The 17,272-nt window shown below is 69.4% G+C and carries 17 protein-coding genes, 1 tRNA gene, 2 pseudogenes and 1 riboswitch; of the genes and pseudogenes, 5 read left to right on the forward strand and 15 right to left on the reverse strand.

The annotated features are described in order from the left end of the window. From ACZ7M2_RS45695 to ACZ7M2_RS45705, 3 genes and pseudogenes are all read left to right on the forward strand, one after another. Nucleotides 1-195: pseudogene (locus ACZ7M2_RS45695) on the forward strand (succinate dehydrogenase); the annotation flags it as partial. Nucleotides 196-381: 186 nt separating this feature from the next. After that, complete coding sequence (locus tag ACZ7M2_RS45700) at nucleotides 382-1,128, forward strand: SDR family oxidoreductase (RefSeq protein WP_471600319.1); 747 nt, start codon at nucleotides 382-384, stop codon at nucleotides 1,126-1,128. A gap of 189 nt (nucleotides 1,129-1,317) precedes the next feature. After that, entirely contained in the window at nucleotides 1,318-1,914 is a 597-nt protein-coding gene (locus ACZ7M2_RS45705) for a YceI family protein (protein WP_471600320.1), read from the forward strand. A 192-nt stretch (nucleotides 1,915-2,106) separates the two neighbouring features. Here the strand turns inward: ACZ7M2_RS45705 and ACZ7M2_RS45710 are convergent. The 4 genes and pseudogenes from ACZ7M2_RS45710 to ACZ7M2_RS45725 all read right to left on the reverse strand — a co-directional run. Beyond that, nucleotides 2,107-2,384 (reverse strand): annotated as a pseudogene (locus ACZ7M2_RS45710) (alpha/beta hydrolase fold domain-containing protein); the annotation flags it as partial. 118 nt (nucleotides 2,385-2,502) lie between these two features. Beyond that, complete coding sequence (qcrB, locus tag ACZ7M2_RS45715; protein WP_471600321.1) at nucleotides 2,503-4,143, reverse strand: cytochrome bc1 complex cytochrome b subunit; 1,641 nt, start codon at nucleotides 4,141-4,143, stop codon at nucleotides 2,503-2,505. 40 nt (nucleotides 4,144-4,183) lie between these two features. Next, nucleotides 4,184-4,447, reverse strand: coding sequence for a WhiB family transcriptional regulator (locus ACZ7M2_RS45720; RefSeq protein ID WP_471600322.1), 264 nt, complete (start codon nucleotides 4,445-4,447; stop codon nucleotides 4,184-4,186). A 202-nt stretch (nucleotides 4,448-4,649) separates the two neighbouring features. After that, nucleotides 4,650-5,585 carry an RNA polymerase sigma-70 factor gene (locus ACZ7M2_RS45725; RefSeq protein ID WP_471600323.1) on the reverse strand — a complete coding sequence of 312 codons (936 nt, stop codon included), beginning with the start codon at nucleotides 5,583-5,585 and terminating at the stop codon, nucleotides 4,650-4,652. A gap of 207 nt (nucleotides 5,586-5,792) precedes the next feature. Between ACZ7M2_RS45725 and ACZ7M2_RS45730 the strand changes: the two genes are divergently transcribed. Continuing rightward, the gene (locus tag ACZ7M2_RS45730) at nucleotides 5,793-6,326 is read left to right on the forward strand and encodes a hypothetical protein (protein ID WP_471600324.1); all 534 of its coding nucleotides are present in this window, start codon (nucleotides 5,793-5,795) and stop codon (nucleotides 6,324-6,326) included. 86 nt (nucleotides 6,327-6,412) lie between these two features. Here the strand turns inward: ACZ7M2_RS45730 and ACZ7M2_RS45735 are convergent, their stop codons facing one another. From ACZ7M2_RS45735 to ACZ7M2_RS45770, 8 genes are all read right to left on the reverse strand, one after another. Continuing rightward, nucleotides 6,413-6,757, reverse strand: coding sequence for a hypothetical protein (locus ACZ7M2_RS45735; protein ID WP_471600325.1), 345 nt, complete (start codon nucleotides 6,755-6,757; stop codon nucleotides 6,413-6,415). Nucleotides 6,758-6,878: 121 nt separating this feature from the next. After that, nucleotides 6,879-8,234: an NAD(P)/FAD-dependent oxidoreductase gene (locus ACZ7M2_RS45740; protein WP_471600326.1), complete on the reverse strand. Its 1,356-nt coding sequence runs from the start codon at nucleotides 8,232-8,234 to the stop codon at nucleotides 6,879-6,881. A gap of 163 nt (nucleotides 8,235-8,397) precedes the next feature. Next, nucleotides 8,398-8,471: transfer RNA gene (locus ACZ7M2_RS45745), tRNA-Pro, on the reverse strand. 135 nt (nucleotides 8,472-8,606) lie between these two features. Continuing rightward, the gene (locus tag ACZ7M2_RS45750) at nucleotides 8,607-10,067 is read right to left on the reverse strand and encodes a hypothetical protein (RefSeq protein ID WP_471600419.1); all 1,461 of its coding nucleotides are present in this window, start codon (nucleotides 10,065-10,067) and stop codon (nucleotides 8,607-8,609) included. 402 nt (nucleotides 10,068-10,469) lie between these two features. Continuing rightward, nucleotides 10,470-10,760, reverse strand: a complete 291-nt coding sequence (locus ACZ7M2_RS45755; protein WP_471600327.1) for a hypothetical protein — start codon at nucleotides 10,758-10,760, stop codon at nucleotides 10,470-10,472. 124 nt (nucleotides 10,761-10,884) lie between these two features. Next, nucleotides 10,885-11,109 carry a hypothetical protein gene (locus tag ACZ7M2_RS45760; protein WP_075030296.1) on the reverse strand — a complete coding sequence of 75 codons (225 nt, stop codon included), beginning with the start codon at nucleotides 11,107-11,109 and terminating at the stop codon, nucleotides 10,885-10,887. A gap of 361 nt (nucleotides 11,110-11,470) precedes the next feature. Beyond that, complete coding sequence (locus ACZ7M2_RS45765; RefSeq protein WP_471600328.1) at nucleotides 11,471-11,803, reverse strand: SCO0607 family lipoprotein; 333 nt, start codon at nucleotides 11,801-11,803, stop codon at nucleotides 11,471-11,473. Nucleotides 11,804-12,037: 234 nt separating this feature from the next. Next, complete coding sequence (locus ACZ7M2_RS45770) at nucleotides 12,038-12,745, reverse strand: TetR/AcrR family transcriptional regulator (protein ID WP_471600329.1); 708 nt, start codon at nucleotides 12,743-12,745, stop codon at nucleotides 12,038-12,040. A gap of 88 nt (nucleotides 12,746-12,833) precedes the next feature. On the opposite strand from ACZ7M2_RS45770, the gene ACZ7M2_RS45775 reads away from it, so the two are divergent. Further along, nucleotides 12,834-13,697 carry an NAD(P)H-binding protein gene (locus tag ACZ7M2_RS45775; RefSeq protein ID WP_471600330.1) on the forward strand — a complete coding sequence of 288 codons (864 nt, stop codon included), beginning with the start codon at nucleotides 12,834-12,836 and terminating at the stop codon, nucleotides 13,695-13,697. Nucleotides 13,698-13,767: 70 nt separating this feature from the next. On the opposite strand, the gene thiD is transcribed toward ACZ7M2_RS45775, so the two are convergent. The 3 genes from thiD to ACZ7M2_RS45790 form a co-directional block, all read right to left on the reverse strand. Beyond that, nucleotides 13,768-14,574, reverse strand: a complete 807-nt coding sequence (gene thiD, locus ACZ7M2_RS45780; protein WP_471600331.1) for a bifunctional hydroxymethylpyrimidine kinase/phosphomethylpyrimidine kinase — start codon at nucleotides 14,572-14,574, stop codon at nucleotides 13,768-13,770. Between the two features lie 42 nt (nucleotides 14,575-14,616). Beyond that, the gene (locus tag ACZ7M2_RS45785; RefSeq protein ID WP_471600332.1) at nucleotides 14,617-16,020 is read right to left on the reverse strand and encodes a purine-cytosine permease family protein; all 1,404 of its coding nucleotides are present in this window, start codon (nucleotides 16,018-16,020) and stop codon (nucleotides 14,617-14,619) included. Beyond that, nucleotides 16,010-16,104, reverse strand: a riboswitch (TPP riboswitch). Its footprint overlaps the gene before it by 11 nt. Nucleotides 16,105-16,177: 73 nt before the next feature. Further along, the gene (locus ACZ7M2_RS45790) at nucleotides 16,178-17,269 is read right to left on the reverse strand and encodes a maleylacetate reductase (RefSeq protein WP_471600333.1); all 1,092 of its coding nucleotides are present in this window, start codon (nucleotides 17,267-17,269) and stop codon (nucleotides 16,178-16,180) included. Nucleotides 17,270-17,272 lie beyond the last annotated feature (3 nt).

The raw sequence follows: 17,272 nt of genomic DNA on the forward strand, positions 1-17,272 counted from the left end.
GAAACGGCTCTGGAACGTCGTGAGACACGTGGCTGCCACAACCGCAGCGACTACCCCGAACAGGATCCCGCCCTGCGGGTCAATCTCGTGTGGTCACCCACGACGGGCATCACCCGCGAAACCATTCCTGGCATCCCGGACGAGATCTCCACGCTGATGGAGGAGGTCTCGACCGACGGAAAGCTCGCCGAATGACCTGCCCGGTCCCGCCGGGCCACTGAGGGGCCGGCAGGAGGAATCTTCTCGATTCCTCCGAACCAGCTGTCACAAAGAGAGCCACTGTCCGGTCTCTTCCTATATAGACGAAATTTGTTCGGGTGCCGGTGAGCAGCTCGTCACAAGGTGCGCGCCGCACCAGGAAAACTCCCGAGAGGATCCGTCATGAAGGTCGTAGTGATCGGTGGAACCGGGCTCATCGGCTCGCAGCTGGTCGGCAAGCTGAACGAGTACGGGCACGACGCGGTCGCGGCCGCGCCCAACACCGGTGTCAACACCCTGACGGGCGAAGGCCTGGCCGAGGTCCTGGAGGGCGCGACGGTCGTCGTCGACGTGTCCAACTCCCCCTCCTTCGAGGACGAGGCCGTCATGACCTTCTTCCGTACCTCCACGGCCAACCTCCTGAAGGCGGAGGCCGACGCCGGCGTGCAGCACCACGTGGCGCTGTCCGTGGTCGGCACCGAGCGTCTCCAGGACAGCGGCTACTTCCGCGCCAAGCAGGCCCAGGAGGAGCTGATCAAGGCGTCAGGCACCCCCTACTCCATCGTCCACGCCACGCAGTTCTTCGAGTTCGCGAAGGGGATCGCCGACTCGGCCACCGACGGCGACACCGTGCGTCTTTCCCCCGGCAAGATCCAGCCCATCTACTCCGGCGACGTGGCCGCTGCCGTCGGCCGCACCGCCGTCGGCGCTCCGGTCAACGGCGTGGTGGAGGTCGCGGGCCCCGAGGCGTTCCAGCTCGACGAGTTCATCCGCACGGGGCTCGACGCCAAGAGCGACCCCCGCACGGTGGTCACGGACGCGCAGGCGACGTACTGGGGTGTCGAGCTGAAGGAGTCCACGCTTCTGCCGGGTCCTGACGCGCACATCGCCGAAACCCGTTTCACCGACTGGCTCGCACAGCAGCAGTAAGTCCCGCGGGTGGCCCCTGTCAGCAGACGGGGGCCACCTCTTTTCTCCGGCCACGGGGCACGAGCCCGGCTTCTGCGTTCACGACGGGCAACATTTCACTCGAGCGGAGTTCTTGGATTCCGTTGCAGGGCCGCAGTGTGCCGGAATCAACCCCTGTCCGAGATGCATACATGAAGGAGCCGAATCGCCATGTTGAGTCGCGGGGAATTCGCCGCTCCCGGTCTCGCGCCCCATGAAAAGCTGACCGGTCTCTACACCATCGACCCGGTCCACAGCACGATCGGTCTTTCCGTCCGACACGCCATGATCACCAACGTGCGGGCGAGATTCACTGCCTTCGAGGGGCTCCTCAAGCTGGACGGGCGCCGTCCCACCCGGTCCGAGGCTTACCTCAGCGTCCAGACCGGCAGTCTGGAGACGGGATCTCCGGAGCGGGACGCCCATGTCACCGGCCCGGAATTCCTCGACTCGGCGTCCTTCCCCCTCATGAGCTTCCGCTCCGCCGAAGTCCGCGACGCCGGCGACGACCGGTTCCGTATGGCCGGACACCTTCGCATCAAGGACCTCGAACTCCCCGTTCTCATCGACCTCGAATTCGCCGGAGCGAGCCGGGGCCCCGACGGACTCGACCGTGTCGGCTTCGAGGGCACGGCCACTTTGCGACGTTCCGACTGGGGACTGGACTGGAACACGGCGCTGGCCGGAGGCGGGGTCCTGATCAGCGACAAGGTGAAGCTGACGCTCGACGTCTCCGCTGTCCGGCTGGAGCGGACAGACGCCGCCTAGACGCTCCGCTGGACGTGCCGGGATGTGCCGTCGATCGTCTGCGGCGCCCTCGTGGCTGGTCGCGCGTTTCCCCGCGCCCCTTCAGGGCGCTGCCGAAGTGCCTCCCGAATCCCGGTCGGAAACCTCTGCCTCGAAAGAACTCTCAGTCGCGGATACGCGTGGGGGGAACGCCGGCCTGGGTCAGCTTGCGGGCCGCAACTCTTCCAGGCGCGACCGCAGCGGCGGGGCGGTGGCCTCCGCCCGCTGGGCGGGATCGGTGGTGTGGCGGTCCCAGAACCAGGCCATCGCCTTGGCCGTGTGGCAGGGCCCGTTCGCGAACTCCCGGTAGCTCTCGGTGTCCTGGCGACGGAATCGCCCGCGACGGCCGGACGGGAGGCGTCAAGCCCTTCCTCCGCACCCTTCGCGGTGATCCAGCGAGCGGTCGCGTACGCCTGCTCGATGGCGACGGGGTACCGGGCCACGGCTTCTCGTCCACGTCGGGCTTTTCCACGGGCGCCGCCTGCAGGGCACGACAAGACACCTTTTGTACGTGTGACACACACGGTGGTATGTGTCACGATGCAAGGCCCCGCCCCACCTGTACGCGTATCAGCGCTGGTGTCTGCTGGTGATCTCCTGGTACTCACGCGCGGTCGGCTTGGTGATCTGCGTGCCCTCGCCGTAGAAGTTCCGGCTGAGCACGGCACGCAGGCGGCGCGCACAGCGGAATCCGCCGTCCGGGCCTGCTCCGTTGGCCGCGGGATCGGCATCGATCGCCCGGTATTGCTCGTGCTGTGTGAGAACGTGGAGCCGGTCTTGGCCGAGCGGCTCGTGCACCTCGATGAATGCGCCGTTCGGCAAGCGCTTGATGATGCCGGTCTCACGGCCGTGCAGCACTTTGTCCCGGTCTTGCCGCTGCAGGCCGAGTGCCCACCGCTTCGTGATGACATAGGCCGCGGGAGGCACGATGAAAAGGCTGACGCGCACGGCCCACGTCACTGATTCGACCGACACATGGAAGCGGATGGCGATGATGTCGTTCGCAGCGCCGACCAGAGCCACCAGATAGAAACTGATCCATGAGACACCGAGTGCCGTTCGCACCGGGCGGTTGCGCGGTCTGTCGAGAAGGTGCTGCGCGCGGTCGTCACCGGTCACCCAGGCCTCGACGAACGGGTACACGCCCATGGCGAGGAAGAGACCAACGCCCGCCAACAGCGGGATCAGGTTGTCCAAGGCCAGGGTGTGACCCCAGAAAGCTATTTCCCAGCCGGGCATGACCCGCAGTAGTCCGTCCGCAACGCCCATGTACCAGTCGGGCTGCGATCCGGCCGAAACCTGGTCGGCCCGGTAGGGGCCGTACCGCCAGACGGGGTTGATCTGTGCGACCGCCGCCATGGTGAAGATGACGCCGGCGACCAGGCAGAAGAATCCTGCGGACTTCACGGCACGCACCTTGAACGGCAGACCCACGACGTTCTGGTTGCTCCGCCCCGGACCTGGATACTGCGTGTGCCTGTGGCGGAGGGCCAGGATCAGGTGAGCAGTAAGCAGTCCCACCATGAGGGCGGGTATGAGCAGCACGTGGATCGTGTTGAAGCGCGCCACCAGATCCTCCCCCGGGAACTCGCCTCCGAAAAGGAACATGGAGAGGTAGGTTCCAACGATCGGGATGGAAAGGATCGTTCCGTTCACGACCGCGAGTCCGGTCCCGGACAACAGGTCATCCGGAAGGTCGTACCCCGTCAGACCACCGAACATCCCGAGGATCAGCAGCAGGAAACCGAAGATCCAGTTGAGTTCGCGAGGCTTGCGGAAGGCACCGGTGAAGAACACGCGCATCATATGGACGAGCATGGCGGCGACAAAGACCAGCGCGGCCCAGTGGTGGGCCTGCCGAATCAGGAGGCCGCCACGGACATCGAAGGAGATGCGCATCGTCGAATCGAACGCCTCCGACACCATGTGACCGCGCAGTGGTGAGTAACTGCCGTTGTACTCCACCGCGTTCATGGACGGGTGGAAGAACAGCGTCAGATATACGCCGGTGACGATGATGATGACGAAGCTGTAGAGGCTGATCTCCCCCAGCATGAAGGACCAGTGGTCCGGAAACGCTCTTCGCGCCTTTGCCCTCGCCAGGCTGTAGAGACCCAGACGCCCATCAGCCCATTCCGCTATCCGCTCGCCGTTGTGCCGTGGTCGCACTTCGTTTTCCTGACTCGAGCCACCCACACCCCCACCCCCCATTCCTTGAACTGTCCGAAAGAGCCGCTTCGGTCCGCCCCTGTCATGCCGCCGTGACGACCGTGTCCTTCGTCCGACGGACCTTGCGTCGGCTCACGGCCCGGCGTTCGCTCTCCGTCATGCCACCCCAGATGCCGTCCACCTGTCCCGCCTCCAAGGCCCAGTTGAGACACTGCTGCGCGACAGGACAACGGCCACAGACGGCCTTGGCCTCGTCGATCTGTACGAGCGCCGGGCCGCTGTTTCCTACGGGGAAGAACAGATCAGGGTCCGCACGTAGGCAAGCTGCCCGTTCACGCCAATACACGGTGAGCCTCCTTGTTCAGCGGTCATGGGAAAAAACACCTCCGAGTACGTGAAGAGAGGTACCGGACGCTGCTACATAAGACCGGGCAACCGGCGCGTGTGTGACACGCCGCCGAGTTGTCGCTGTTGTGTCCGGACGTCACGGCGTTCTTCGACGGCAGGGGGCAAGTTGCGGGCGTTGACCAGGCCGGTGCGCGGGAGCCTCACGCGCCACTCGGCGCGGGCCTGAGGGCGGTCGTGGACCGGGACCGTGAAGTGAGGAACGCGGCGATCTTCTGTGGGTTGAACAACCACATCACCTTGTAGATGCCTTCCCTGTCCGCCGCTATGGTCATGAACGTGGAAGGCTCGCCATCTCGGTAGATCATCGCGCCCATACGGCCGTTGGCAGCAACGAACTCGACGCCCACACTCCCCCAGAACCGCGGATACGCGGTCGCCAGATTGGCCACGCGGGCACGGCCCAGCACGGGAATACGAGCGGCGCCCCGGACCCCGTTGCCGTCCGACAGGCTGACGGCATCGGGGGTGAGCAGGGCTTCCAGTGACGCCACGTCCCCCGTTCGAGCCGCTGAGACGAAGGCGGTCAGAAGGCGCCGGTGCTCGACCGTGTCCACGCTCGTGCGCCGCTCGTCCGACAGATGTTTGCGGGCACGGCTCACGATCTTCCGTACATTGACGAGGCTGAGCTGAAGCATGCGAGCGATCTCGGCATAGCTGTAGTCGAATGCCTCGCGCAGTACGTATGCGGCACGCTCGGTGGGGCTCAGCCTCTCCAACACCAGCAGCAGAGCCAGTTCCAGGGCCTCGGCGCGCTGCGCGCCCACCTCCGGGTCCGCGCTCGTGTCGATGGGCTCCGGCAGCCACGGTCCGATGTACGTCTCCCGCCGTACGCGCGCCGACTGCGCGACGTTGATGGCCAGTCGGGTCGCGGTGCTCGACAGGAAGGCCACCGGGCTGACCACGCCGGAGCGCTCGGTCCGCTGCCAGCGCAGCCACACTTCCTGGACCACGTCCTCAGCCTCGGCCGCGCTGCCGAGTACGCGGTAGGCGATACCGAAGAGTCGTGCCCTGTGCTGCACAAAGACCGAAACAGCCTCGTCAAGGTCACTTGCCGTGGGGGACGGCTCGTCCTGCATGATCCTCGGTCTCCGTTCCTCCGCTTGCGGCTGTCCACTGTCATAGACCGAGGTGGGTCCGTCCCTGTGACAGGACTGGCGGAGAAATACCGGCCGACTGATGTCGGAGGAGCCGACCTCCGGTGGACACACGGTGTTTCGCGGTCCCTGACACAACCGTGTGATCGAGCCGCCTATGATGTCGAAGGTTGAGGATGAGAGGAACGCATGGTCTCCGTAGCCCACGCGGCGCAGGACATCGAGAGCACCGCTGAGAGCCTTCAAGGGGAACTGGCCCGCCTGGAGCTTCAGAAGGAGGCGCTGGAAAGGGAATTGGCCGCGATCGTGGCGCATCTCGGCTCGGTGCGGCGGACCCTCAGCGCCTTTGAGTCGCTGTTGCCTGCCCCGGCTGCCCCGCGGGCAGCCGTCACCTCCCCCGGATCCACGGACGCCGCAACCCCCTCCGCAACACCCACGGCCCGGAAGGCCAGGAGCGGCAAGACCACGGAACATCCCGTTTCCGCCGATACCGGCACGGACGCAGAGGGGCCGAAGCAGTACGGCAAGCTCACCGAACAGATCATGGAGTACTTCGCCGAAGTCGGCGACAGCGACGTGCGGGCCCGCGATGTCGCCGCGGCTCTCGGCCGTGACACCGACAGCGGGAGCATCAACGCGGTCCGCAGCACACTCGATCGCCTTGTCGGCACCTACCGCGTCCAGCGAACCGGCCGAGGCCTCTACCGCGTCCCGCGTTCCTGAGCGGTATCCCGCCGGTCAGAGCACAGGGTGGCGGTGGCTGGTCGAGTGAGCCGGTCGCATGCCGAGCAAGTCGAGCACACGGTGGGTCAGCCCGACGTCCCCAAGATCACGGCGACGCACACCATGATCAGTGCCGCGGTGGTCAGGACCATCGCTATCAGCGTTCCCCGCAGCCATCGGCCGAAGCGGATGTGATGCTGACCTTCCACCCGGCTGATGCGAGCGGCGATGTGATCGGTCACCATGCCGGCAACGTAGTTCTGCTCTTCGAGATACCACCGCTCGATATCCCTCTTCTGCCCATCGGTCAGCCCCGCCGTTCGCGCGGTGAAATCCGCCACGCGCCGATGTGCCGCTTCGAGATGCGCCTCCTTGTACAGGAAGTCTTCGATGTCGTTCAGGCCGCGTGCGGCCTCCTTGCTCGCGTCCATGGTGTACCTCCAGAGGTCCTCTGTGCCGGCGGCCTCTCCCATGGACGGGACAGCTCGTCCGTCTGTGACATCCGCCGTCGGGAGCCGACGGCATTCGGTGAAGCCGCCGGCCTGTTGTCGATCACACAGCCGCGTTGTCACTCGCCCGGCTCTCGCCGGAACGCTCCGGATTCGCGCTCGTGACGAACGCGTCCCGGGGGTGCTGCACGGAGGCGAGGGAGACAAGATCCCGCCCGAACACGGCCGCGGTGAGCCAGACCGTGAGAACCCGGATCTTGCGCTCCCAGGAAGGCACGGCCAGGACGTGATAGCCCCGGTGCATCAGCCAGGCGGGAAATCCCTTGATGACAAGGCTCTTGTACTGGAAGACGCCCTGCCCCAGCCCCAGTGTCGCCACCACTCCGAGACTGCTGTGGCGGTAGTTTCGGATCCTTCGCCCGCGCAGGTCGGCCACGATGTTCTTGGCAAGGAGCCTGCCCTGCCGCACGGCATGCTGGGCGTTCGGTACCGTGCGAGCGTCCGGCACAGACGAGGCCAGATCCGGCACGGCCGCGTCGTCACCGGCCGCCCACACATCCGCCACCGGCTCGCTGTCGGTGCCGACTCGAAGGTCGGGCCGGACCACGAGCAGGCCCCTCTCGTCGACCGGGAGATCGGTGTGGTTGTGCACGGTGGGATTCGAGGCGTTGCCGGCAGCCCAGACGATCAGCGCCGAGTCGAACTCCTCTCCGTTGGAGAGCACGACGTGCCCGTCTGCGGCGGAGAGGAGCTGTGTGTTCAGGTGGACGTGCGCCCTACGGCGTTCCAGGGAGCGCACCACCCACGCACCGGGCTTGTCGCCAACCTCGGGGAGGATGCGGCCGCGAGCCTCGACCAAGTGGAAGGACAGGTCGTCGATGCTCAGCTCCGGATATGACTTGAGCATCGCGGTCGCCAGAGACAGCAGTTCACCGAAGCCTTCGACGCCGGAGAACCCGCCGCCCACGAAGGTGACGGTGAGCAGCCTCCGCCGCTCGGCGCCGGGCGGCAGTGACGCTGCTTGATCGAATGCCGTCATGAGGCGATCACGGATGGCCACCGCCTCCTCCACGTGCTTCAGGCCGATCGCCTGCTGCGCAAGCCCGGGGATGGGGAAGGTGCGGGTCACGGCGCCGGCGGTGATCACGAGGGTGTCGTAACTCAGTTCGTAGTCGGCTCCGTTCACAGGTCGGACGACGACCCTCCGGTCTGCGTCACGGATCTCGATCGCGCTCCCCGCGATCAGCCGGGTGTGGCGCAGATGCCGACGCAAGGACACCGCGGCATGACGCGCCTCGACCGATCCGGCCGTCACCTCCGGCAGAAAGGGCTGATAGGTCATGTAGGGACGGGGATCGACAACCGTCACCCGCGCCTCACCCGCACGCAACCTCTTCTCCAGGCCCCATGCCGCGTAGAAGCCCGCGTAGCCGCCACCGATGATCACAATCTCACGCATGATTCCCTCTGCCTGTTGGTCGACATCACATAGACAGGGCGGGGCAGGCTCGTGTGACAAACGACGGTGGCGAAAAACCGGCGTGGATCCACATCGGGGCGCAAGACAGTTCCACGCGAAAAGGGCCCCCGCAGGCTCTCGCCTGCGAAGACCCTTCGCACCGTCGGGACGACAGGATTTGAACCTGCGACCCCTTGACCCCCAGTCAAGTGCGCTACCAAGCTGCGCCACGTCCCGGTGCGTTCACCCGCGGTGTTTCGCGTGATCGTGCAGGTAAACACTACCGCACGTGAGGGGGCGGGCCCGCACACGTGGAGGCACGGCGGGTGCGGGGGGCTGGTCACGGCGCGGCGCGAGCCGTGTTCGCCGGACCTACATCTTGCCGTCGGCGAGCTTCCACTCCCGGTGCAGTGTGCCCAGGGGGATGGCGTGCTGGATGACGGGGGTGCCGAAGACGGCCAGCTGGATCTGGAGGGTGCCGCTCAGATCGAGGCCGCCGTAGAGGGCCCAGGAGCCACTCGCCGCGACGTCGGACTTGGCTCCGGAGCCGACCGGGGTGGTCGCGGTGACCGTGCCCGCGGCCTCACCGCGCAGGTACGGGGCCAGGTCGGCGGTGACCCCCACGGCGCCGTACAGGCCGACGGTGGCCTGTGCGCCGAGGGCCGCCTTCACGCTTCCGGCGGTCGTGACGGACGTACGGACCGGAGAGCTGTCCATGTGGGACTCGTTGACCGGTGTCCAGCCGGCCGCCGTGCCGAAGGTACCACCCGCCTTGAAGTCGCCCTTGAGGTCCTGTTCGACGTCGACGGTGACCCGGCCGTCACCGCTGATCTCGAAATAGCAGGTCAGGTCGAGGTTCACGACCACGGGGACGGGGCCGACCTGGAGGACCGGGTCGGCGTGCAGCTTCGCGAACGGCAGCCGGACCGGCTTGGCGGTGGCGCCGGCGCGCCCCTTGAGCGCCCACTGCGAGGTCCAGTCGCCGGAAACGCCGAGGTAGGCCGCCCCCGGTCCGGAAACGTTGGAACCGTTGGAGGCGGTCGAGGCGGTGGAGGCGCCGCCCCCGTAGGAGAAGTCCACCTCGGGCTTGACCTGGACGAAACCGGACACAGACGCGTCCGCCGAGGCCGGTGCGCGCTCGGCCGTGGCGACCTTTGTCGCGACATCGACCCGCAGGCTGCCGAGCGGGACCTTCGTCCCCTCGGGACCGGAGTGGATGTCGCCCGTCTTCGCCCAGGAGACCTTCACGTCGGGCAGCAGCCGCTCGACGTCGAAGGAGGCCGGGTCGACCGGGACGGCGCCCTTCGCGTCGTCGTCGCCCAGCAGCGTGTCCAGGGTCGTCGGCGCGGTCTGGACCTCGGTGCCGTCGGCCGTCTCACCGATCACCTTGGTGACCTTGGCGAGGAGTCCCTCCGGGGCGCCGGGCGCGGGGGCACTGGCGATGACGTCGCCGACGGCCGTGCGGCCCGGCGTCGCGGTGCCCGCGGGGGTCGGGGTCCCGGTCGGGGACGGCGATGAAGTCCCCTTGGCTACCGTGGATATGACGGCTCGTCGGGTGTGGCTGTCGTACGACTTCACCTTGAGCGAGGTCTTGCGAGCCTTCCCGCCGGCCGTACCGGGGCGCGCGACGGCGGTCGAGGTGGCCGCCGCCGCGGGGGCAGCGGCGACAGCGAGCGGTTGGTCGCTGTTCGCGGTCGCGGTCGCGGATGTGCCGGCGTCCGGGGTCCGTGCGGCGGCGGAGCTCTGGCCGGGGTCCGCGGAGCAGCCGGCGGCGAGGAAGAGGGCGGAGGCGGCGAGCGCGGGCACGAGGGCGCGCGAGGGCCGCTTGCGGATGCGCAAGATCAGTCCTGAGGGGGGTGGGGGTGACATGTGATTACCAGCGAGTAACTAGATGTGAGCATGCCATGAAGACGTGAAGCCCTGCTTCACGTTTCCACCCCCCCAGGGTGATGTACGCCACGATCACGCGTCGAGAGGCGTCAATAACCCCATCAACTCACCCGAGCACTGGGTTATTTGACGGCGCATCATGCATGGGGGTCCAACGGGACGCCGGCCGGCTTCACCTTCTCGGCGGAGTTGGGCGTCGGCTCCCCGCCCGGCTGCCGGGACATGGGGCGCGCGAGGAATCGGCGTGGCGAGTGCTTCCCTCCGACCGACCGGCCAGCACCGAATCGGCCCCACCCCGCACGTCCTCCTCGACGGCGCCGCGAGGATACGGCGACGCCCCGGACGTCACTTCGGCGGAGCCGACGAGGGCAGGCGTGTGAGCCAACGGGTGGCGAGTGGGTGGGCGAGCGTCGCGGCCGGGATTGCCGCCAGGGTGGTGACACGGTGCGCGTAGCCAGGAAGCAACCGGCCGACGGGTTCGAAGACCAGGGCCTGCACGACCACGAAGGCGGCGGTGGCCGCGCAGAAGCCCGCGGCCGACTCCTTGGTCCACCGCCGCCGACCCGCATGACAGTGGTGGACCCCGTCTCCGGGGGTGGCGCGAACGGGTCGGTCACGCTCCCGTCGTACCGTCACCGAGCGGCACGACAGGACGCACGATCAACGGCACCGCCGAGCGCCGCCGGACGGACGCACGACGGCTGCACGAGCGGACGCCCGCGCGGCGCGGCCACAGGGGACGGCCACAGGGGCGCTGCCCTCATCCGCGGGTCTCGGGCCCCCAGTACTCCGGGCCCACACCGCGCCAGTCGATGAGGGGGGACACCGCCGCGGTCACGGGGTCCACGTCGAGACCCGCGCGTCGCAGGAATTCGGACAGGTCCTCCAGGTTGTAGGCCAACCCGAGGTTCTCGCCGTGCACTCGGACTCGGCGGCCACCGGTGTCACTCGGCGGAGCCACGATGACAGGCAACGGTTCGGACATGGATCCAGCCTCGCCTCTCCGGTCCCGGCCTGCATCCCGGCCCTGGAAGTGTGGGTACGTCATACCCGAATTCAAGCACGTGTTCGATTTCCAGCGCACGGCCACGCGTCCCTCGTGTGACGTTCAGGGACAGACGGCCGTACTCGGCGCCGGTTGGCGGCCGCGGTGCCCTCCCCGCACGGGCCCTCCCCGCACGGAACAGGACCATCCCCTCGTTCGCGATGCCTTCCCGGACCTGGCTGCTGCGACGACTTCCGCCAGAGCATCCGGACAGCAGATCATCCGCAGGGACAGTCGTTCGGCTTGGGCCATCGGTGTGTACCGCTCGCGCCTTCGAAAGGCATCGCTGTGCGGCCGGTGGTCACACTCCGGCGTCGGGAGCCTTGATGATCTTGCCGTTCTCGTCGATGGTGTGGGTGCTCCAGTAGGTGTCCCACTTGTCGCCGACGTGCTCGGGGACTTTCCCTTCGGGGTAGCGGACGTACCCCTTCGGCGGCTCGTCGCCGCTGGACACGCAGGCGCTGCCGGTGCCGCCCACCGTCATGACCGGGTACTCGCCACCGCCGCAGCTCGCGTCCTCGGCGGAGCAGCCGGTCAGCATCGCGAGGGTCACGCAGGCCAGCGCGAGGCCCAGGGCGGACCGCGCCGGACCTCTGCTGATCACGGACGACGGTCGGTGAACTCGGCTTGTCATACGCACGATGGCTCCCTCTGGACGGCTTGTGCGACCAGCCTGCGCGAGGCAAGGAAATCGATCGTGAGTACGCGTACTCGGATGCGGTGGGCCGTCGTACCCGATTCCGCGTAGGCACGGGGGCGGCCGCCCCCACCCAGCCGAACCGGCCTCAGGTCGAAGGTCGAAGGTCGAAGGTCGAAGGTCGAAGGTCGAACCGGCCTCAGATCGAACCGCTCTCAGCCCGAGCCGCCCTCAGCCCGGATCGGCGATTCGGTTGAGCCACTCCTGCATGAGGCCGCGTTCCGGCGCCGTCAGGGCGTCGGTCTGCGGGAGTACGGCCCGGAGGGTGACGGCGGCCGCGACGGGCCCGGGTGCGGGCGCGACAGGGGCGTCCGTGGCGATCGCCGCGATGACTGCCTCACGGGCGGTGCGGGACAGCTCCGGATCCCGGCGGTCCTCGGGGGTGGCGATGAGCGTGAGCGTCGTACCGCAGCCGGCCGCGTGGACGAGGTCCGCGGCGCGGTCCTCGGGGACGCGCAGCCGGCCCGCCTCGGCGATGCGCCGCATGTGCTCGGCGAGGACCTCGAAGGCGGCGAGCGCCGCGGGCGAGGGCGTACCAGGGCGGTACCGGCCGTACATCAGGGTGTACAGCGCCGGGTTGGCCAGGCCGAGGCCCACGTGCAGATCCCAGCCGGCGCGAAGGTCCTCGACCGGGTCGTCGGTGGGCTTCCGGGCGGTCTTGCTGGTCAGGTACGCGGTGAAGCCGTCGGCGACGACCGCGTCGAGCAGGCCCTCTTTGTCGCCGAAGAGCCGGTAGATGGTCGGCGGCTGCACGCCCGCCGCGGCGCTCACCGCCCGGGTCGAGACCGCGTCCGGCCCGCCTTCGGCCAACAGCCGGGCGGCAGCCGCGACGATGCGTTCACGGTGCCCGTCCGCCGTGGTGACGTCCTCACTCTCCATGATTCCGACGATAACAGAATCCCGTTACCGATGAGAATTTCCAGTGATACGGTCATGGCGTTATCGATGGAAACAGGAAGAGGTTGTCATGATCATCGTCACCGGAGCCAACGGCGGACTCGGTCGGCTGATCACCGAGCGGCTGCTGGAGCGCGTCCCCTCCGAGCGGATCGGCGTCAGTGTGCGCGACCCGGAGAAGGCACGAGAGCTCGAAGACCGGGGCGTGCGCGTCCGCCGGGGCGACTTCGGCGACCCCGTGAGCCTCGCGGACGCCTTCGAGGGCGCCCGGCAGGTCCTCGTCGTGTCGACGAACAGCACCGGCGCGGACGCCGTACACCACCACCGCACCGCCGTCGAGGCCGCGGCGGCAGCCGGAGCCGAGCGCATCCTCTACACCAGCCACATGGGCTCGGACCCGTCCTCTCCCTTCGCTCCGATGCGCGACCACGCCGCGACCGAGGCGGCACTCCGGGAGTCCAGGATCCCCTTCACCTCACTGCGCAACGGCTTCTACGCCTCCTCCGCCGCGATGCTGTTGGGCCACGCGCTCGAGACGGGCGAACTGGCCGCGCCGGAGGACGGACCGGTCGCCTGGACGGCCCACGCCGACCTCGCCGAGGCGGCGGCGCTCGCGCTCACCGGTGACAGCCTCCACGGGACGACACCCGCGCTCACCGGCCCCGAGGCGCTCGACCTGGCCGACATCGCGGCGATCGCCACGCGGCTCACGGGCCGCGAAGTGCGTCGGGTGGTCGTCTCCGACGCCGACTACCGCGCGAGCCTGCTCGCCCGCGGTCTGCCCGAGGCCGGCGCCGATCTGCTCCTCGGCCTGTTCGCCGCGAGCCGGCAGGGACAGTTCACGCCGGTCGACCCCACGCTGAGCCGCCTGCTCGGCCGACCCACCACGGCCTTGGCGGACTTCCTGAAGACAACGATCACGCCGACCGACTGACGTCCGGGTTCCCCTTCGGCCGCCGCGCGGGACGGCGGCCTCGTCCGCCGTGCGGACGGATCCGCGGCGTTCAGGCGCGCGTGCGCCAGCCGTGGTCGACCGGTCCGAGGCCCGCGCCCAGGGCGAATCCCGCGGCGATCGCGCCGGTGACGTACTCCTTCGCCAGCCGCACCGCCTCCGGCACCGCCCGCCCCTGCGCCAGCCCCACCGCGATGGCCGAGGCCAGGGTGCAACCGGTGCCGTGCGTATGACGGTTGTCGTGGCGTGGGGCCCGGAACCAGTGTTGTCCGGTGCCGTCGGTCAGCAGGTCGACGGCCTCGCCGGGCAGGTGGCCGCCCTTCACCAGGACCCAGCGGGGCCCGTACGACAGCAGCTGTTCCGCGGCCCGGCACATGTCGCGCTCGCCGGTGGCCTTGATCCCGGTCAGCTCGGCGGTCTCGTCGAGATTCGGGGTGGCAACCGTCGCGAGCGGCAGCAGGGCGGTCCGTACGGCGTCCAGCGCGTCGTCCGCCAGCAGCCGGTCGCCGTGCTTGGAGACGCTCACCGGGTCCACCACCACGGGTGCGCCGACGTCCGAGAGCAGTTCGGCGACGGTCTCGACGAGCAGGGGCGAGGCGAGCATGCCGGTCTTCACGGCCTGCACACCGATGTCGTCCACGACGCTGCGGTACTGCGCACGCACCGCCTCGGCGGGAAGCTCCCAGGCTCCCTGTACGCCGAGGGAGTTCTGCGCGGTGACGGCGGTGAGCACGCTCATCCCGTGCGCGCCCAGCGCGAGCATGGTCTTCAGGTCGGCCTGGATACCGGCGCCGCCCCCGGAGTCCGATCCGGCGATGGTCAGGACACGGGGCGGGGTGGTCGGCGTGTTCGCGGGCATGGTGGGTGTCACTCCGTACGAAGGGGGTGAGAGGGGGCGGGGTCAGCGGCGCAGGCGCAGCGGGGCGTAGACCAGCAGGGCCGCGAGGAACGCCACGCCGTAGGCGGTGTCGGCGCCGTGCAGGGCATGCGCGACCGGGCCGACGTACAGGCTGGTGCTCATGAAGGGCACCGCGGCGGCGAAGGCGGCGGCGAACGCCACGAGCGCGGGCCACCACGGGCGCGGGCGGGCGCTCTCGACGGCCAGGTCGACGGGTGCGCCGCCGCGGGCCCTGGCCCGGGCGAGCCAGTCGACGACGACGATCGCGACGAACCCGGGAATCCAGTAGCCGACGAACAGCAGGACGTTCTGGAAGCGGGCCGTGGTGTCGGCGGCGTGCATCCACAGCACGAGCGGGAAGCCGAGGACGGCGGCCAGCGCGGCGGCGGCCGGGCGCGGCAGCCGTACACCCATGGTCTGCAGGGCGAGCGAGCCGCTGTAGTCGTTCATGGCGTTGCTGCTCAGCGCGGCGAGCCCCACGGCCAGCAGGCCGAACGCGCCGAGGGCGCCGCCGCCGAGCAGGGTGTCGACGCCGCGGGCGGTCTGGTCGGTGAAGACGGCCGCGCCCCACAGTCCGAGGGCCTGGACGGCCACGAAGGACACGGCGATGCCGGCCAAGGTGTACCAGAACATGCGCGGGCGGGACGCCGTACGCGGCAGATAGCGGCTGAAGTCGCTCGCGTACGGGGCCCATGACAGCGCGAGGCTGAGCGCGATCGTGCAGGTCAGGACGAAGGCCCCGGCCCGGTCGGCGCCGTGCGCGGTGGCGGCGGGGGTGGTGTGGGCGCCGCTCAGGAGCTTGACGGTCAGGGCCACGAACGCGGCGGCGAGAGCGAAGGTCATCACGGTCTGGAGCCGGTGGATCACCTCGTAGCCGAGGACGCCGAGCGCCCCCTGCGCCGCCATCATGACGAGCACGCCCAGCCAGAACGGCCAGCCGCACAGCTGGGCCAGCGCATCCCCTCCGAAGAGGCCGATCAGCGCGTCCCAGGCGATGGACGAGAGCCACTGCAGGGCGCCGGGGACGACCACCGCCCGGCCGAACGCGAGGCGCGCGAGCGGCAGCTGTCCGGCGCCGGTCCGGCTCCCCCAGGTGCCGAGGTAGGCGGTCGGTACCGCCCCCAGGAGGGTGCCCAGCACGACGGCGGCGAGCGCGGTGGAGAAGTCCAGGCCGAGCGCGATGCCGACGGTGCCGGTGAACACGCCGGTCATGGTCAGGTTGGGGGCGAACCACACGGTGAACAGGCGGCCGGGGCCGCCGTAGCGGTGGTCCTCCGGGACCGGGGCGATTCCGCGCGCCTCGACGTGCAGATCCCCCGGGGCGGTGGGCATCCGCCCGTCGAATACGCCCTGCGGGCCTCCGACGGCCACCTCACCGCGAGCGTTACGGGCATACGGCAACGACATGAGACATCCCTCCGCCAGTCCTAACTGGTTCAGGTTCGACGGGTGTGATCTCAGCCCTCGTGCGGGGCACCCCGTGTCCGGTTCGGCGGTCAGGATAGCCCGGCGGGCGCGGTCTGCCCCAGCGGGAGGGGTCCGCGCGGGCCGTACGCCCCCGCGGCTACGCGTCGACGCGCGGCTCCTTGCCCTGGTACGCCGCGGTCAGCAGCGCCAGTACACCGTCCACGGTGACCCCGCGCGGGTTCGGGTACGGCTGTCCGCCTGCCTGCTCGGCGGCCACCGCCAGGTCGGTCTCCTTGAGGCCGAGTTCGGCGAGGCCCCGGGGCGCGCCGAGGCTTCCGGCCAGGGCCCACAGGGCGTGGGGGACGTCGTCGGCGCCGCCCAGGGCGCGCGAGAGCGCCGCGACAGCCTGGGGTGCGGCGGGCGCGTTGTAGGCGAGGGCGTACGGGAGGACGACCGTGTGCGTCTCGGCGTGCGGCAGGCCGAAGGTCCCGCCGAGGACGTGGCACAGCTTGTGGTGCAGGCCCATGGTGGTGGCGCCGAGACAGGCGCCGCAGAGCCAGGCGCCGTACAGGGCCCGGCCGCGCGCGTCGAGGTCACCGGGGTCGGCGGCCACCAGCGGCAGGGCCCGCGTCATCGCCCGTACGCCCTCCTCGGCCATGAGCGAGACGAGGGGCGAGGCGTCGGGCGCGTAGAGGGCCTCGACGGCGTGGGCGAGCGCGTTGACGCCGCTGGTGACGGTGAGGGGGACGGGGAGCGAGAGGGTGAGTTCGGGGTCGTAGACGACGCTGCGGGGCTGGACGGCGAAGTCGCGTCCGGTGCGCTTGGCGCCGTGCTCGGTGAGTCCCCAGACCGGGGTCATCTCGGAGCCGGAGTAGGTGGAGGGCACGGCGATCAGGGGCAGACCGGTGCGCAGCGCGATCGCCTTGCCCAGGCCGATCGCCGAGCCGCCGCCGACCGCGACACACCCGTCGGCGCCGGCCGCGCGCGCCGCCTCGACGGCCCGGTCGGCGACCTCGACGGGTACGTGCATCCGGGCCTCGGCGTGCAGCCCCGCGCAGGCCTCGCCCAGGGCGTCCGCGACCGCGCGTGCCATGCCCTCGCCCCTGCTGCCGCAGACCACCAGCACCCTGCGCAGCCCGAGCCTGGCGGCCTCGTCGGGGGTCGCGGAGACCGCGGCGCCGGGCCGGAAGACGATCCGCGCGGGCCGGGTCTCGTAGGAGAAGTCGAGCGGGGTGTTCCTGTCGGCCATGGT

It is taken from the genome of Streptomyces sp. NPDC111507, from assembly GCF_055638955.1.

Excerpts from the sequence above, each read along its gene's own strand:
- ACZ7M2_RS45700 (WP_471600319.1), top strand. The coding sequence starts at position 382 with ATGAAGGTCGTAGTGATCGGTGGAACCGGGCTCATCGGCTCGCAGCTG.
- ACZ7M2_RS45705 (WP_471600320.1), top strand. The coding sequence starts at position 1,318 with ATGTTGAGTCGCGGGGAATTCGCCGCTCCCGGTCTCGCGCCCCATGAA.
- qcrB (WP_471600321.1), bottom strand. The coding sequence starts at position 4,143 with ATGGGGGGTGGGGGTGTGGGTGGCTCGAGTCAGGAAAACGAAGTGCGA.
- ACZ7M2_RS45725 (WP_471600323.1), bottom strand. The coding sequence starts at position 5,585 with ATGCAGGACGAGCCGTCCCCCACGGCAAGTGACCTTGACGAGGCTGTT.
- ACZ7M2_RS45730 (WP_471600324.1), top strand. The coding sequence starts at position 5,793 with ATGGTCTCCGTAGCCCACGCGGCGCAGGACATCGAGAGCACCGCTGAG.
- ACZ7M2_RS45735 (WP_471600325.1), bottom strand. The coding sequence starts at position 6,757 with ATGGACGCGAGCAAGGAGGCCGCACGCGGCCTGAACGACATCGAAGAC.
- ACZ7M2_RS45740 (WP_471600326.1), bottom strand. The coding sequence starts at position 8,234 with ATGCGTGAGATTGTGATCATCGGTGGCGGCTACGCGGGCTTCTACGCG.
- ACZ7M2_RS45760 (WP_075030296.1), bottom strand. The coding sequence starts at position 11,109 with ATGTCCGAACCGTTGCCTGTCATCGTGGCTCCGCCGAGTGACACCGGT.
- ACZ7M2_RS45765 (WP_471600328.1), bottom strand. The coding sequence starts at position 11,803 with ATGACAAGCCGAGTTCACCGACCGTCGTCCGTGATCAGCAGAGGTCCG.
- ACZ7M2_RS45770 (WP_471600329.1), bottom strand. The coding sequence starts at position 12,745 with ATGGAGAGTGAGGACGTCACCACGGCGGACGGGCACCGTGAACGCATC.
- ACZ7M2_RS45775 (WP_471600330.1), top strand. The coding sequence starts at position 12,834 with ATGATCATCGTCACCGGAGCCAACGGCGGACTCGGTCGGCTGATCACC.
- thiD (WP_471600331.1), bottom strand. The coding sequence starts at position 14,574 with ATGCCCGCGAACACGCCGACCACCCCGCCCCGTGTCCTGACCATCGCC.
- ACZ7M2_RS45785 (WP_471600332.1), bottom strand. The coding sequence starts at position 16,020 with ATGTCGTTGCCGTATGCCCGTAACGCTCGCGGTGAGGTGGCCGTCGGA.
- ACZ7M2_RS45790 (WP_471600333.1), bottom strand. The coding sequence starts at position 17,269 with ATGGCCGACAGGAACACCCCGCTCGACTTCTCCTACGAGACCCGGCCC.